This window comes from Streptomyces sp. SLBN-118 (genome assembly GCF_006715635.1).
Taxonomy (GTDB): domain Bacteria; phylum Actinomycetota; class Actinomycetes; order Streptomycetales; family Streptomycetaceae; genus Streptomyces.
On sequence record NZ_VFNP01000001.1, the window covers coordinates 3,353,117 to 3,367,334 of the forward strand.

Genomic DNA, 14,218 nt, shown 5'->3' on the forward strand with positions numbered 1-14,218 from the left:
GTGCGTGTGCGTGTGCCCGAGTCCGGGCTACGGCTTCCAGGCCTCGATCGGATTGCCCAGCCAGCGGGTGCCCGCGGGCACCCGCTCCCCACGCATCACCAGCGACGCCGGACCGACCGCGGCGCGGTCGCCGACGACCGCGCCGGGCAGCACGATGCCGTGCGGACCCAGCGTCGCGCCGGCTCCGAGGACGACATTGTCCATACGCATGATCCGGTCATGGAAGAGGTGCGTCTGAACAACACAGCCACGATTCACACTGGCACCGCCGCCGACGGTGACCAGGTCGGCCTCCGGCAGCCAGTACGTCTCGCACCAGGCGCCCCGGCCGACGCGGGCGCCGAGGAGACGCAGCCACAGATTCATCAGCGGCGTGCCGCCGGTCGCGCCGACCAGCCACGGCACCGCGAGCACCTCGACAAAGGTGTCCGCGAGCTCGTTGCGCCATACGAACCAGGACCACAGCGGGTGCTCGACCGCCTTGAAACGGCCCACCAGCAGCCACTTCGCCGCGATGGCGACCAGGCAGGCCACCAGGCCGCCGGCGAGCAGCAGCCCGCCGGTGGACAGCACCGCGAGGCCGACGCCGACGCGGGAGGCCAGCAGCACGAAGGCCGCCAGCGCGAGTACGGCCAGCGCCGCGCCGCACATGACCGGCACGATCCGGCAGAGCTCGACGGCCGCGCGCGCCCACATCAGCCGCTTCGGCGGGTCGAACGTACGGCTCTGGTCGCCCACTTCCGCCGCCCGGGGCAGCTTCATCGGCGGCATGCCGAGCCAGGAACTGCCCGCCTTGGCGCGCTTCGGGGTCGACGACAGCACGCCGACCAGGCCCCGCTTGGGCACGGAGCGGCCGGCGGCCGTCATCCCGGAGTTGCCGAGGAAGGCCTTCTTGCCGATCCGCGCCTCGGCGATCCGCAGCCAGCCGCCGCCCAGTTCGTACGAGGCGACCATCGTGTCGTCGGCGAGGAACGCCCCGTCACCGACCGTCGTCATCGCGGGCAGCGCCAGCACGGTCGACGCCTCGACGCGGCGGCCCACCTTCATACCCAGCGCCCGCAGCCACACGGGCGTGAACAGGCTCGCGTACAGCGGGAAGAGATGCACCCTGGCCATGTCCATCAGCCGTTCCGTCGCCCACGCCTGCCAGGCGACCCTGCCGTGGACAGGGTGATGGCCCTCGCGCAGGCCGATGCTGAGCAGCCGCACACCGGCCAGGACGATCAGTGCATACGTGGCCATGGCGACTACGGTCGCGAGCGGGACGGCGATCAGTGCCGCGGTCAGCGCCTGCCCGAGGTCCGCGCTGCCCCGCGCGAACAGGCCGATGACGAGCAGGCCGGGAAGCGCCGCGATCGCGGGCAGCAGCCCGAGCAGCAGCGAGGTCAGCGAGTAGAGCCCGATCCAGCGGCGCCTGCGGGGCGGGCGGCCGTCGGGGAGACCGCGGTTGGCCTTGCCCTTGCGGGAGGCGGGTACGCCCGACCAGCGCTCGCCCGCGGGGACCGCGCCGGTCACGCCCGACCCGGGCGCGATCTCGGCCCGCTTGCCGATGCGTGCGCCGGGGAAGAGCGTGCTGCGGGCGCCGACCGTGGCTCCCGCGCCGATCCGGACGGGGCCGATGTGCAGCCGGTCGCCGTCGAGCCAGTGGCCGGACAGATCGACCTCGGGCTCGACCGCGGCGCCCTTGCCGAGCCGCAGCATGCCGGTCACCGGCGGAAGGGCGTGCAGATCGACGTCCTCGCCGATCCGGACGCCGAGAGCGCGTGCGTAGTAGGTGAGCCAGGTTCCCGCGAGGCCGGTCGCGCCGCTCATCTCGGCGAGCCGTTCCGCGGTCCAAAGGCGCAGGTGGACACTGCCGCCGCGCGGATACGTACCCGGGCGCAGGCCCCGCAGCAGCAGCCGGGCACCGCCCGCGGCGATCACGATCCGGCCTGCCGGGCTGACGAAGAGCAGCCAGCCGAGCGCCACCCACCACCAGGAAACGGTCGGGGCCCAGGGCCCGCCGATCAGATCGCTCACCGCGGCGGCGACCACGCCCCAGCGCAGCCCGGCCACCGCGAACAGCGGCAGCATGAGCAGTGTCTGCGCGACTGCGGTGCGGCGCGGCACCGGCTGGATGTCACGGGCTTCGGCCGCGCCCGCGGAGGATGCCTCCAGCGTCCGGGCGAGCGCGCCGAGGGTCGGGTTCTGGTAGATGTCGCCGACCGAGCCGGCGGCGAACCGCTCCCGGATCCGCGACACGAGCTGGGCGGCGGCGAGACTGCCGCCCCCGCTCGCGAAGAAGTCGGCGTCGGGCCCGCTCACCGGCGCTCCGAGCAGCTCGGTCCACTGCTCGGCCAGCCAGGCCTCGGTCTCGGTGAACTCGGCCGCTTCCGTGTCCGGGCTCTCGACGGCGGGCAGCGGCCAGGGCAGTGCGGCCCTGTCGACCTTGCCCGAGGTCCGGGTGGGAAGGGTGTCCACGACGGCGACCAGCGGCACGAGCGCGGCGGGCAGCTCCTTGCGGAGCCGTGCAATGGCGTCGGCGGGGTCGAAGGCCACGGTGTCGAGGGGCAGGGCGTCGAGGGGCCCGCTGTCGCGAGGCACGGTGTCGAGAGGCAGGGCGTCACCGGCCACGTCGACCGCGTCAGGGGCGGCGTCCTCCGCCGGCCCGCTCGGGACCACGTATCCCACCAGTAGCTGATGCCCCGCGCCGGTCGTCCGGACCGCCGCCGCCGCGCCCCGGACGCCGGGGAGCGACTGCAGCGCCGCGTCGATCTCGCCGAGTTCGATACGGCGCCCGCCGAGCTTGATCTGCTCGTCCGCGCGGCCCATGAACAGCAGGCCCTCCGCCTCCGCCTTGACCAGGTCGCCGCTGCGGTAGGCGCGGTCCCATCCGAGGGCGGGCAGGGGGGCGTACTTCTCTGCGTCCTTCTTGGCATCCAGGTAGCGGGCGAGGCCCACGCCGCCGATGACCAGTTCGCCACTCTCGCCCAGGGGCACGACCTCGCCGCGGGCGTCCACGACGGCGAGCTCCCAGCCGTCGAGCGGCAGCCCGATCCGTACCGGCCCCTCGCCGGTCAGCGGTGCCGCGCAGGCGACGACGGTGGCCTCGGTCGGGCCGTAGGTGTTCCAGACCTCACGGCCCGGGACAGCCATCCGCTCGGCCAGCTCGAGCGGGCAGGCCTCGCCGCCGAAGATCAGCAGACGTACGTCGTCGAGCGCCTCGGCGGGCCAGAGCGCCGCGAGAGTGGGCACCGTCGACACGACGGTGATGCGCTGCTCGACCAGCCAGGGGCCGAGGTCGAGGCCGGTGCGTACGAGGGAGCGGGGGGAGGAAACGAGGCAGGCGCCGTGCCGCCAGGCGAGCCACATCTCCTCGCAGGAGGCGTCGAAGGCGACGGAGAGCCCCGCGAGCACACGGTCGCCGGGGGCGAGCGGCTCCTGGGCCAGGAAGAGGCGGGCCTCGGCGTCGACGAACGCGGCGGCGTTGCGGTGGGTGACGGCGACGCCCTTGGGCTTGCCGGTGGAGCCGGAGGTGAAGATGATCCACGCGTCGTCGTCGGGCCCCGGCCGGCGGCCGGTGTCGCCGCCGCAGGCCCCGAGCGGCGTGATCTCCCGGCCCGTGCCGATGACGGCGCTCACGGCGGCCTCGGTGAAGACGAGCTCTGCCCGCTCGTCGGGGTCCTCGGCGTCGACCGGGACATAGGCCGCGCCGGCCGCGAGGACGGCGAGGATCGAGACGTACAGGTCGGCGGTGCCGGACGGAACGCGTACACCGACGCGGTCGCCGATGCCTATTCCGGCCTCGCACAGGCGGGCTCGCAGCGCATCGACCTCGTCGAGGAGGGTGCGGTAGCTGAGGGGCGCTTCACCGTCGTCGACGGCGAGTGCATCCGGGTGACGGCGTGCGCTCTCGTCGAGAATGTCGAGGAGGGTGCGCTCACTGGCGGCGGCGCCGGCGGTGAACAGCGCGGGCGGGGGCGCATCGTCGAGCAGCGGATCGAGAAGAGCCGGCGACTCCGGGGCCACGGTCATGCAGCGCACCGATCGCCGGCCGACAGGACGCTCAGTGCAGGACCGATCCGGTGGATGTCACACAGGTTCGTACGCATCTCTCACTCTCCGTAGGTCGTGTCGAGTGCGCTGCGAATCCCCATTCCGCGCACGGCAAACGAGGAGTTTATCCCTTGTTCACCCGACTCGCCTGATGTACGGGCACGAGGCGACCCGACCCCACGTGCCCGCCCTGGAGCCGCCGCGAGGGCATAGCTCCTGCTCACTGCGGGTGCTGCCATAGCACCGTCGGCGGATGTCCAGTCCGGTCACGGACGCCCGTGTGTGGCCAAAGGCACTCCCCAGTCACCGCGTGTTCACGGTGAGAGAGCACGATTCAGCGGGTGTGCGGCCAGCTCTCCCCGTGCATGAGATTCTCCAGCCCCATCCAGGCGAAGTTCATCAGCGTCCCGGCCGCTTCCTTCGCCGAGACGTCCTCCGATTCGTTCGCCCACCCGGCGAGCGATTCGGCCGCGCCCACCAGCGCCTGAGCGAACCCGGCGACATCCCGGTCCGCGAGCTCGTGATCCCGGTGCGCCTCACGGGCCGCGGCGCCGATCAGTCCGGTCACCACCGCCACGATGGCTTCCCGCATCACCGCCACCTCGGCGGCGAAAGGCTCCCCGTGCGTACGCGCCTGACGGTGCAGCACCGCCCAGCCGTACGGATTGTCGGCGGTGTGCGTGAAGAACGCCGCGAGCCCGGTCCAGAGTTGCCGGTCGGCCGCGAGCCCCGGCTCGACGGCCGCCTGCACGGCGGCGACCAGCGCCTCCGCCTCACGCCTGATGCATGCAGTGAAGAGCTCTTCCTTGGAGTTCAGGTACAGATAGACCAGGGGCTTGGAGACCCCGGCGAGTTCCGCGATCTCATCCATGGAGGCCGCGCGGTAGCCGCGCTGTCCGAAGGTCTGCACGGCCGCGTCCATCATCTGCCGCTCTCGGACGGCACGCGGCATGCGTGTGGCCTTCGCGCCCTTCACAGCACCCATGTCAAACATCCTCCCGCCCCACACCCCAACTCCGCGGCAAGCCTACGACCCCCGGGAGGAGCCCAGGCACGCGGAACGGCCCCCCTTCCATGGAAGAGGGGCCGCGCCACGATCCGGGCCGGGTCAGGACGCAACCCGACCAGAAGCGAATCCGAGTCGAGCGCTGGAGCGCTAGGGCTGGTCCACTACCTGAGTCCAGCCTTCGGCGCACGTAAGGGCCGGGAGCGTCCCCACCGGGTCCGTAGGCACCAGGAAGTCCTGGGTGCACGAGGTCTCCCACACGACCCCGTACCTGGTCAGCACCTGGACCGAGGTGGTGGTCGGCAACCCGGCCGCCAGCCCGTTGCTGGACACCGAGATGGAGCAGGCGTCGTCCGGGAAGTCCTCGTTGTTGCTGATGTCCGTCCAGGTGTAGGTGCCGCCGGGGACGGTCCGGATGCCCGCGAATGCCTCGACCTCGAGCGGGCCCTCGCCGTCCGGGTCGAAGAGCGCGGCGCTGATTTGGTGGGTGGTGACGACTGGAGTGACCACGAGGGGGTTGTAGCTGTCGATGTCGTTGCACGGGCCAGTCTCACCGCGGGGGCCGGTCGGTCCCGTGGGCCCGGTGAACCCGCAGTGGTCGTGGTTGCCGCCGCCACCACCCATCTGCGACATGACCTTCGACGTGATGTCATCACAGTCCACGCCCGACGGGCCGGCGACGACTGAACCTGAGCTCGGGGTGGCACTCTGCAGGGCGATCGCGGGAGTTGCGAGCCCCGCAACCACGAGGGCGAGGGACGCGAACGAGCTGCCGATCATCCAAGCACGCCGCTTCGGAAGCGGACCCAGAGTGGACTTGGTCCTGTTCTCAGGACTCATACAGTGCTCCTTCTTGAACCAGTTCGAGTGAGACTCTGGAAGCCAGTTCGAGCCTCCTTCGGAATCATCGGTTCGCGGACGCAATGCCCTTGAGTACCTCGCGGAGCTATCAACGCAATGGCGTACGAGATACACACCAATGGGGGCGTACGCAGAAGGGAACGGCATGGCCGTCGGCGTGCCGTCAGCGCGCCGCCGGACGGGGTGCCTAAGGTCGCGGCCGGACCGACCCGCCGGAAGTGGTGATGCCGTGAAGCCGTCCGTGTGCCTGTGCATGATCGTCAAGAACGAGGCGAACGTCATCGAGCGATGCCTCGCCTCCGTGCGTGACCTGGTGGACACCTGGGTGATCTCCGACACCGGCTCGACCGACGGAACCCAGAAGCTGATCCGTACGGCACTGGACGGCATTCCCGGCGAACTTCACGAGGAGCCCTGGGTCGACTTCGGCCACAACCGGAGCCAGAACATCAGGCACGCCCTGGGCAAGGCCGACTATCTGCTTCTCCTCGACGCCGACCACGTGGTCCGGCAGAAGGGCCGACTTCCCAGGCTGACCGCCGATTCGTACATGCTGCGGCACGAAGGGGCGTTGGAGTACCGCATCAAGCGCCTGGTCCGGGGAGACATCCCGTGGCGATATGAGGGTGTCACCCACGAATACCTCACGGCCGACAGCGAGGTCACTCAGCAGAATCTCGACGCACTCGTCATCGAGGACTACGCCGACGGCGGCTCGCGGCACGACAAGTTCGAGCGGGACGCGCGCCTGTTGAGTGCCGAACTCGAGCGCGACCCCGCCAACACACGTACGGTCTTCTATCTCGCCCAGACCATGCGCGACATGGGCGAGACCGCCGAGGCGATCACCCTGTACGAGCGCCGCGCCGAGATGGGGGGCTGGGGCGAGGAGGTGTACTACTCGCTCCTGCAGTCCGGGATCCTCCGGGCGGATTCCGGCGACTGGCCGTCGGGTATGGACGCCCTCTCCCGTGCCTGGGAGTCGCGCCCGCAACGGCTCGAAGCGTGTTACGAACTGGCCTCACGGCTGCGCAGACAGGGCCGCCATCACTCGGCGCACGCGATCGTCCGTGCCGTGCTCGGCAGGAAGCAGCCCGACGACATCCTGTTCATCCAGCCGTGGGTGTACCGCTGGGGACTGCTGTTCGAGTACTCGATCTCGGCCTACTGGGTGGGCGACGTGGCCGGCTCGCTCCAGGCCTGCGACCGTCTGCTGTCGATGTCCGACCTGCCCGAGCGCCATCGGGAGCAGACCGTCACGAACCGGGGATTCTCCGAGCGGCGCCTGGGGCCGGGAGCAGCGGTGGGACGCCAGCGACCCGCCCGGGCGCGAGGCTCCCGCCGGCGCGTGTGACGGCACTTGAGCGGCGCCTACTGAACGGCGCCGTCCTCCTGCGACCGGTTGGCTTCAAGACGGGCCTTGGTCCTGTCGACCGTGCCGGCGATCTGCTCGGACATGGCGTCGCGCTGCTTGCGCAGCAGTACGAAGCTCAGCGGCGCGGACAGCACGAGCGCGAGCAGGACGACCCAGACGAAGTTCGAGTCGCCGAGCCCCTTGGGCAGGGCGCCGACCTGGACCAGGCCGCCCACGACGACAAAGCAGCCGATGAAGATGGCCAGGCGCAGGGTGGTGTACCGGATCGCGGCGCTCGACTTGGCGGACACGGCAGGCCTTCTTTCTTCGTACGACAGGTGCTGCCCGTCCAGTGAAGCACGTCCGCTATGGGATCAATTCAGCGGGAGCGGCATCATGATGCCGTCGCGGTCCTCTCCCCCTGCGGCCCGTATCGCCTATTCATGATTCGGAAGGCCGTTCAATTCGGTCCAGCTCCCCGAGGCCTTGGGTCCGTCCGTGCTCTTGAGCAGTACGAAGCCGTCCCGGGCAGCCACGGTGCGGTATCCCTTGCGGCGGGCGCTGTCCAGTTTGAATTTCTCCTCTGCGACCGTCAGAGGCCATCGCCGATCCTGGGGCACCCGGGTGTCCACCATGATCCACTGAGGAAAGGGGCGGCTGGAGTACCAGCCGAACAGGCTGACCCTCGTGCGGCTGGTGAGCTGGGGCACCAGATGGCTGGACGCCTGGACCGTGGCGCCCTGAGGGATCCGGTCCATCAAACGGTGGGCGACAGCGATGCGGGGATCGGTCCGCCATGTGGCCGGCTGGACCAGCTGCCACAGCGGAAACTGCGGCAGCAGCAGGACGGTGATCGCCACGGAGCCCGCGAGATAGCGGCGCAGACTGCTCGCGCTGGAGCGGCGTCGGACCAGAGCGTCGACGAAGGCCGCGAAGACGATCGGCATCAGCACCAGCGAATAGTGGAACCCGGTGTCCCAGTGAACCGTGTTGCTGGAGGCGCCGCGCCAGATCAGAGTCGGCAGCGCGATCCACAGCAGCGGGGATCGCACAGCCAGGAACAGGGTCGGTGCCAGTACGAGCACAAGGGTCGACATCTTGGGCTGGGGGGTGAAGAGACCGACCGTGTACTTGTACAGCAGGTCTCCCGGTCCGCCTTCACTTCCTCCCGGGCTGTCCAGGTAGAACCAATAGGCGAAGGACCCACTCGGATTGACAGCCGGCAGAACCACCAGCAGCGCCAGTACGACCCCGGCCGCGCCGGCCGACGCGGTCATGATCCCGAGCCTTCGGTCGCCGCGCCGGGCGATGAGGAGACCGATCACGGCCACCGTGAGCCCGAGGTCTTCCTTCACCAGCAGCAGGGGAAGAGCCCAGAGGGCCGCCGCGCGCAGCCGGTCGTTCGCGAGAGCCGTCAGTGAAAGGGAGAGAAGAGGGACGGCGAAGGCCACTTCATGGAAGTCGAAGCCGACCGCGCTCGCGACACCCCAGGAAAGGCCGTAGGCGACGCCGATGACCGCGGCGGCCAGGGAGCCCAGAGTCCGGTTGGCCCAGACGGTCAGCGGCAGAACGCTCGCGGCGACCAGCACCGCCTGTGCCACGAGCAGGGCGTTCGGCGACGGCCACATCCAGTAGAGCGGTGCCACCAGGGCCAGGATGGGTGAGAAGTGGTCCCCCAGGACGGGAAAGTCCGGACCCTTCAGTTCGGAGACGGGCAGGTGCCCGTGTGCGTAGGACTGGACGACCTGCTCGAAGATTCCCAGGTCGTAGCTGTTGGAGAGCATCCGCTGATGGATGCGCAGGGACAGCGCCGCATAAAGGAGAAACAGAGCTCCCGCCAGGACCCACATCCACCGTGCGACGCCGGGGCGACCTGTCTGAACCGTCTCCGCAGGCGATTGTCTGTCGAATTCCGAATGCTGCGGTGGGAGGGTGGTGCCGCTGGTGGGGGATGCGTGCATGACCATGCCTTCCAAAAACCTGAGGCTGAGTGGCCATCAAGATGCCAGCAACCAGGAAGACTTGAGTCTGAGCAAACTGCTGTGTGGTCGAAATCCCCCGAATGGCCGTGCCCCCGGGCGTATTCGGAAACGTACGCGCCGGGGGTGCTCCTCGGTCCTGTGTCAGAGCCGCATCGGCTGCGGCGACTCGCGGCGGTCCGCGTCGGGCCCCGGGTACTCCCGGATGACCTCGTACCGCGTGTTCCGCTCCACCGGGCGGAAACCCGCGTCGCGGATCAGGTCGAGCAGGTCGTCACGCGTCAGCTTGTTGGGCGTGCCGTAGTTGTCCGCGTCGTGCGTGATCTTGTACTCGACGACCGAGCCGTCCATGTCGTCCGCGCCGTGCTGCAGCGCCAGCTGAGCGGTCTGCACACCGTGCATCACCCAGAAGACCTTCACGTGCTGGACGTTGTCGAACAGCAGCCGCGAGACCGCGAAGGTCTTCAGTGCCTCGGCGCCGGTCGCCATGGTGGTACGCGCCTGAAGGCGGTTGCGGACCTTGCCGTCCTGCATGTCCACGAAGTCGTGCTGGTAGCGCAGGGGGATGAAGACCTGGAAGCCGCCGGTCTCGTCCTGGAGTTCACGCAGACGCAGTACGTGGTCGACCCGGTGCCTGGGCTCCTCGATGTGGCCGTACAGCATCGTGCAGGGGGTCTTGAGACCCTTCTGGTGCGCGAGCCGGTGGATGCGCGACCAGTCCTCCCAGTGCGTGCGGTGGTCGACGATGTGCTGGCGGACCTCCCAGTCGAAGATCTCGGCGCCGCCGCCGGTCAGCGACTCCAGACCGGCCTCGATCAGCTCGTCGAGGATCTCGGAGGCGGACAGTCCGGAGATCGTCTCGAAGTGGTGGATCTCAGTGGCCGTGAATGCCTTCAGCGAGACGTTCGGGAGGGCCTTCTTCAGCTCGCTGAGCGACCGCGGGTAGTAGCGCCACGGCAGGTTGGGGTGGAGCCCGTTGACGATGTGCAGTTCGGTGAGGTTCTCCGCCTCCATCGACTTGGCGAGGCGGACGGCCTCCTCGATGCGCATGGTGTACGCGTCCTTCTCGCCCGGCTTGCGCTGGAAGGAGCAGTACGCGCACGACGCCGTGCACACGTTGGTCATGTTGAGGTGCCGGTTGACGTTGAAGTGGACGACGTCACCGTTCTTGCGCGTCCGCACCTCGTGCGCGAGGCCGCCGAGCCATGCCAGGTCGTCCGACTCGTAGAGGGCGATGCCGTCCTCGCGGGTCAGCCGCTCCCCGGAACGGACCTTCTCCTCCAGCTCGCGCTTGAGCCCCACGTCTTTAATAGATGCAGCCATGTACGGCCGCCTCCTATACGTATTCGTCAACAGGCCCCACCCAAGGTACGCCCCCGACTACTCCGGCAGATCTCCGACCCGGTTCTCCCACTTCGTGGAGAGCACGATGGTCGTCCGCGTACGCGACACACCCCTCGTACCGGAGAGCCGGCGGATCGTCTTCTCCAGACCGTCCACGTCGTTCGCCCGCACCTTGAGCATGTACGAGTCGTCGCCCGCGATGAACCAGAGGTCCTCGATCTCCGCCAGGTCCTTCAGCCGGCGTGCCACGTCCTCGTGGTCGGCCGCGTCCGAGAGCGAGAGGCCGATGAGAGCCGTGACGCCGAGGCCCAGCGACCTGGCGTCGACGGTGGCGCGATAGCCGGTGATGACGCCCGCCGCCTCGAGGCGGTTGATGCGATCGGTGACGGAGGGCCCCGAGAGCCCGACGAGCCGGCCCAGCTCCGCGTACGAAGCTCTGCCGTTCTCCCTGAGGGCCTGGATGAGCTGCCTGTCCACCGCGTCCATATGCCTGGACCCTTCCATTATTCAGCGATACCGCAAGTCTACCATAAGAATCTAAGGCACGCAGGGCAAAATTCCTACGAATTAAACATCAACAAGAAATCCAGGCTAATCCGCACGAGGGCCACCCAGCTCCCCCTCCCAGCGGCGGTACAGCCGATGCGGCACCCCCGCCGCGTCCAGCACCCGTCCCGCCACGAAGTCCACCAGATCCTGGATGTGCGTCGCCCCCGCGTAGAACGCCGGGGAGGCCGGGAGCACCACCGCACCCGCCTCGTCCAGTGTCACCAGATGCTTGAGGGTCTGCCCGTTCAGCGGGGTCTCGCGCACCGCGACCACCAGCTTCCGCCGCTCCTTGAGCGTCACGCTCGCGGCCCGCTGCAGCAGATCCTTCGAGAGCCCGAGCGCCACTCCGGCCACGCACGCCGTGGACGCCGGGACGATGAGCATGCCCTTCACGGGATACGAACCGGACGAAGGCCCGGCGGCCAGATCCCCGGCCGCCCAGTGCCGTACGCCGTCGACGTCCACCCGGAAGGTGCCCGGCTTTCCGTCCGCCCCGCGCGCCAGCCACTCCCGCAGATCGTCACGCCAGTGCGCGTCCCGGAAAGCGATCCCCGTCTCGTCGAGCAGCGTCAGCCGTGAGGCTCGGCTGACCACCAGGTCCACGCTCTCGCCCGCGGCGAGCAGACCGCGCAGCACGGCGGCGGCGTACGGCGTCCCGGACGCGCCGGAGACACCCACCAACCAGGGGGTGCGCTTGGCCTCTTTCATGCTGCTGAGCCTATCCGCCGGTCACACGGTGAGGCCGCGCACCAGCAGATCCAGCAGTGCGCAGCCGAAGAGGGCCATGCCGATGAAGCCGTTGACGGTGAAGAAGGCGCGGTCGAGGCGGGACAGGTCGTGCGGCTTCACGATGGTGTGCTCGTAGAGGAACGCGGCGCCGACGATCAGCAGGCCCGTCCAGAAGAAGCCGCCCGCCTGCGTGACCAGCGCGTACCAGACCAGGAGGACGGTCGTCACGACATGCGCGGCCCGGGCCCCGTACAGCGCGGCCGGGACGCCGAAGCGGGCCGGGACCGACATCACGCCGTGCGCGCGGTCCGCCTGGACGTCCTGGCAGGCGAAGATCAGGTCGAAGCCTCCGATCCAGACGCCGACGGCGAGACCGAGGATCACCGCGTCCCAGGACCACGCGCCGGTGATGGCGATCCACGCGCCGACCGGGCCCATGGCCTGGGCGAGGCCGAGGATGGCATGCGGGAAGTTCGTGAACCTCTTGCCGTACGGATAGACCACCATCGGGATCACGGCGATCGGCGCGAGGGCGAGGCACAGCGGATTGAGCGCGGCCGCCGCTCCCAGGAAGACGACGACGGCGATCAGAGCGCCGGTCCAGGCGGACCGCACCGACACGGCGCCGGTCACCAGTTCACGGTTCTCGGTGCGCGGATTGCGGGCGTCGATCTCGCGGTCGATGATCCGGTTGCAGGCCATCGCGAAGGTCCGCAGCCCGACCATGGCGAGGGTGACCAGCAGCAGCCGCCCCCAGTGGATGTTCCTGTCGAGCTGGAACATCGCGGTCAGCGAGGCGATGTACGCGAAGGGCAGCGCGAAGACCGAGTGCTCGATCATGACGAGCCGCAGAAACGCCTTGGTCCTGCCGGGTTGCGGGACTGCTGCGGCAGCGCTGCTCACAGGCCGTACTCCTTCCACCGGCGGTCGACCTTCGCCGCCGTCTCCGGGTCGGACTCGACCATGTCGGGCCAGCCGCCGTCCCGGACGTACCCCTCCTCGGGGAGCTTCTTCGTCGCGTCGATGCCCGCCTTGCCGCCCCAGAACTGCTGGTACGAGGCATGGTCGAGATGGTCGACCGGGCCTTCCACGACGGTCAGATCGCGGGCGTAGTCGGTGTTGCCGAGCGCGCGCCAGGAGACCTCGTGCAGATCGTGCACGTCGCAGTCGGCGTCGACCACGACGATCAGCTTGGTCAGGGACATCATGTGCGCGCCCCAGATCGCGTGCATGACCTTCTGCGCGTGCTTCGGGTACTTCTTGTCGATCGAGACGATCGCGCAGTTGTGGAAGCCGCCCGACTCGGGCAGGTGGTAGTCCACGATGTCCGGCACGATGATCTTGAGCAGGGGCAGGAAGAAGCGCTCCGTGGCGCGGCCGAGCGGACCGTCCTCCGTAGGCGGGCGGCCCACCACGATCGACTGGAGCAGAGGCCGCCGGCGCATGGTCACACAGTCGATGGTCAGCGCCGGGAAGGGTTCCTGCGGTGTGTAGAAACCCGTGTGGTCGCCGAAGGGACCCTCCGGGAGCATCTCGCCCGGCTCCAGCCAGCCTTCCAGGACCACTTCGGCGTTCGCCGGGACCTGGAGCGGCACCGTCTTGCAGTCGACCATCTCGGTCCGCCTGCCCGCCACGAAGCCCGCGAAGAGGTACTCGTCGATGTCACCGGGCAGCGGCGCGGTCGACGCGTACGTCACCGCGGGCGGGCAGCCGAAGGCGATCGCGACGGGCAGTCGTTCACCGCGCTTGGCCGCCACCTGGTAGTGATTGCGGCTGTCCTTGTGGATCTGCCAGTGCATGCCGATGGTGTTCCGGTCGTGCCGCTGAAGGCGGTACAGACCGAGGTTGCGCACGCCCGTCTCCGGGTGCTTGGTGTGCGTCAGACCCAGGTTGAAGAAGGAGCCGCCGTCCTTGGGCCAGGTGAACAGTGCGGGCAGTTCGTCCAGGTCGACGTCGTCACCGCGCAGGACCACCTCCTGCACCGGCGCGTCCTTCACCTTCTTCGGCGGTACGTGCACCATCGTGCCGAGCTTGCCGAACGCCTCACGGACCCCGACGAAGCCGTGCGGCAGCTCGGGCTTGAGCAGCCCGCCGATCTTGTCGCTGATCTCGGAATAGGACTTCAGGCCGAGGGCCTTGAGCAGCCGGCGGTCGGTTCCGAAGACGTTCATCGCGAGCGGCATCGCCGACCCGCGGACGTTCTCGAAGAGGAGCGCCGGGCCGCCCGCCTTGTTCACCCGGTCGACGATCTCCCCGACCTCCAGATACGGGTCGACCTCGGCCTTGATGCGCTTGAGGTCACCCTCGCGCTCCAGCGCCCGGAGCAGGGAGCGAAGATCGTCGTAAGCCATGCGGTCCAGT

11 protein-coding genes are annotated in these 14,218 nt (G+C 69.2%); 1 reads left to right on the top strand and 10 read right to left on the bottom strand.

The window, feature by feature from the left end; genetic code table 11:
• Positions 1-27: 27 nt before the first annotated feature.
• The 3 genes from FBY35_RS15185 to FBY35_RS15195 all read right to left on the bottom strand — a co-directional run bounded on the left by FBY35_RS15185 (position 28) and on the right by FBY35_RS15195 (position 5,881).
• A complete protein-coding gene (locus tag FBY35_RS15185) occupies positions 28-4,014 on the bottom strand; it encodes a Pls/PosA family non-ribosomal peptide synthetase (protein ID WP_142214301.1) in 3,987 nt (1,328 codons plus the stop codon).
• 355 nt (positions 4,015-4,369) lie between these two features.
• Positions 4,370-5,020 carry a TetR/AcrR family transcriptional regulator gene (locus FBY35_RS15190; RefSeq protein ID WP_260848621.1) on the bottom strand — a complete coding sequence of 217 codons (651 nt, stop codon included), beginning with the start codon at positions 5,018-5,020 and terminating at the stop codon, positions 4,370-4,372.
• Between the two features lie 171 nt (positions 5,021-5,191).
• Positions 5,192-5,881 carry a hypothetical protein gene (locus FBY35_RS15195; protein ID WP_142214302.1) on the bottom strand — a complete coding sequence of 230 codons (690 nt, stop codon included), beginning with the start codon at positions 5,879-5,881 and terminating at the stop codon, positions 5,192-5,194.
• A 250-nt stretch (positions 5,882-6,131) separates the two neighbouring features.
• Here FBY35_RS15195 and FBY35_RS15200 point away from each other — a divergent pair, with 250 nt between their 5' ends.
• Positions 6,132-7,256: a glycosyltransferase gene (locus tag FBY35_RS15200; protein ID WP_399208258.1), complete on the top strand. Its 1,125-nt coding sequence runs from the start codon at positions 6,132-6,134 to the stop codon at positions 7,254-7,256.
• 17 nt (positions 7,257-7,273) lie between these two features.
• Here the strand turns inward: FBY35_RS15200 and FBY35_RS15205 are convergent, their stop codons facing one another.
• From FBY35_RS15205 to FBY35_RS15235, 7 genes are all read right to left on the bottom strand, one after another.
• A complete protein-coding gene (locus tag FBY35_RS15205; RefSeq protein ID WP_142214304.1) occupies positions 7,274-7,567 on the bottom strand; it encodes a DUF4229 domain-containing protein in 294 nt (97 codons plus the stop codon).
• Positions 7,568-7,693: 126 nt separating this feature from the next.
• The gene (locus tag FBY35_RS15210; RefSeq protein ID WP_142214305.1) at positions 7,694-9,217 is read right to left on the bottom strand and encodes a DUF2079 domain-containing protein; all 1,524 of its coding nucleotides are present in this window, start codon (positions 9,215-9,217) and stop codon (positions 7,694-7,696) included.
• Positions 9,218-9,379: 162 nt separating this feature from the next.
• Positions 9,380-10,558 carry an aminofutalosine synthase MqnE gene (mqnE, locus tag FBY35_RS15215; protein WP_142214306.1) on the bottom strand — a complete coding sequence of 393 codons (1,179 nt, stop codon included), beginning with the start codon at positions 10,556-10,558 and terminating at the stop codon, positions 9,380-9,382.
• A 57-nt stretch (positions 10,559-10,615) separates the two neighbouring features.
• Positions 10,616-11,065, bottom strand: coding sequence for an Lrp/AsnC family transcriptional regulator (locus FBY35_RS15220; RefSeq protein WP_142214307.1), 450 nt, complete (start codon positions 11,063-11,065; stop codon positions 10,616-10,618).
• 105 nt (positions 11,066-11,170) lie between these two features.
• On the bottom strand, positions 11,171-11,836 hold the full coding sequence (locus FBY35_RS15225; RefSeq protein ID WP_142214308.1) for a UbiX family flavin prenyltransferase: 666 nt from the start codon (positions 11,834-11,836) through the stop codon (positions 11,171-11,173).
• Between the two features lie 21 nt (positions 11,837-11,857).
• A complete protein-coding gene (gene mqnP / locus FBY35_RS15230) occupies positions 11,858-12,760 on the bottom strand; it encodes a menaquinone biosynthesis prenyltransferase MqnP (protein WP_142214309.1) in 903 nt (300 codons plus the stop codon).
• The gene (locus FBY35_RS15235; RefSeq protein WP_142214310.1) at positions 12,757-14,208 is read right to left on the bottom strand and encodes a menaquinone biosynthesis decarboxylase; all 1,452 of its coding nucleotides are present in this window, start codon (positions 14,206-14,208) and stop codon (positions 12,757-12,759) included. Before FBY35_RS15235 ends, mqnP begins: the two co-directional genes overlap by 4 nt.
• Between the last annotated feature and the right edge of the window lie 10 nt (positions 14,209-14,218).

What these genes read in the sequence shown, in the direction of transcription:
- FBY35_RS15225 (WP_142214308.1), bottom strand. Translation starts at nt 11,836, where the DNA reads ATGAAAGAGGCCAAGCGCACCCCCTGGTTGGTGGGTGTCTCCGGCGCG.
- FBY35_RS15190 (WP_260848621.1), bottom strand. Translation starts at nt 5,020, where the DNA reads ATGGGTGCTGTGAAGGGCGCGAAGGCCACACGCATGCCGCGTGCCGTC.
- FBY35_RS15185 (WP_142214301.1), bottom strand. Translation starts at nt 4,014, where the DNA reads ATGACCGTGGCCCCGGAGTCGCCGGCTCTTCTCGATCCGCTGCTCGAC.
- FBY35_RS15195 (WP_142214302.1), bottom strand. Translation starts at nt 5,881, where the DNA reads ATGAGTCCTGAGAACAGGACCAAGTCCACTCTGGGTCCGCTTCCGAAG.
- FBY35_RS15210 (WP_142214305.1), bottom strand. Translation starts at nt 9,217, where the DNA reads ATGCACGCATCCCCCACCAGCGGCACCACCCTCCCACCGCAGCATTCG.
- mqnE (WP_142214306.1), bottom strand. Translation starts at nt 10,558, where the DNA reads ATGGCTGCATCTATTAAAGACGTGGGGCTCAAGCGCGAGCTGGAGGAG.
- FBY35_RS15235 (WP_142214310.1), bottom strand. Translation starts at nt 14,208, where the DNA reads ATGGCTTACGACGATCTTCGCTCCCTGCTCCGGGCGCTGGAGCGCGAG.
- FBY35_RS15220 (WP_142214307.1), bottom strand. Translation starts at nt 11,065, where the DNA reads ATGGACGCGGTGGACAGGCAGCTCATCCAGGCCCTCAGGGAGAACGGC.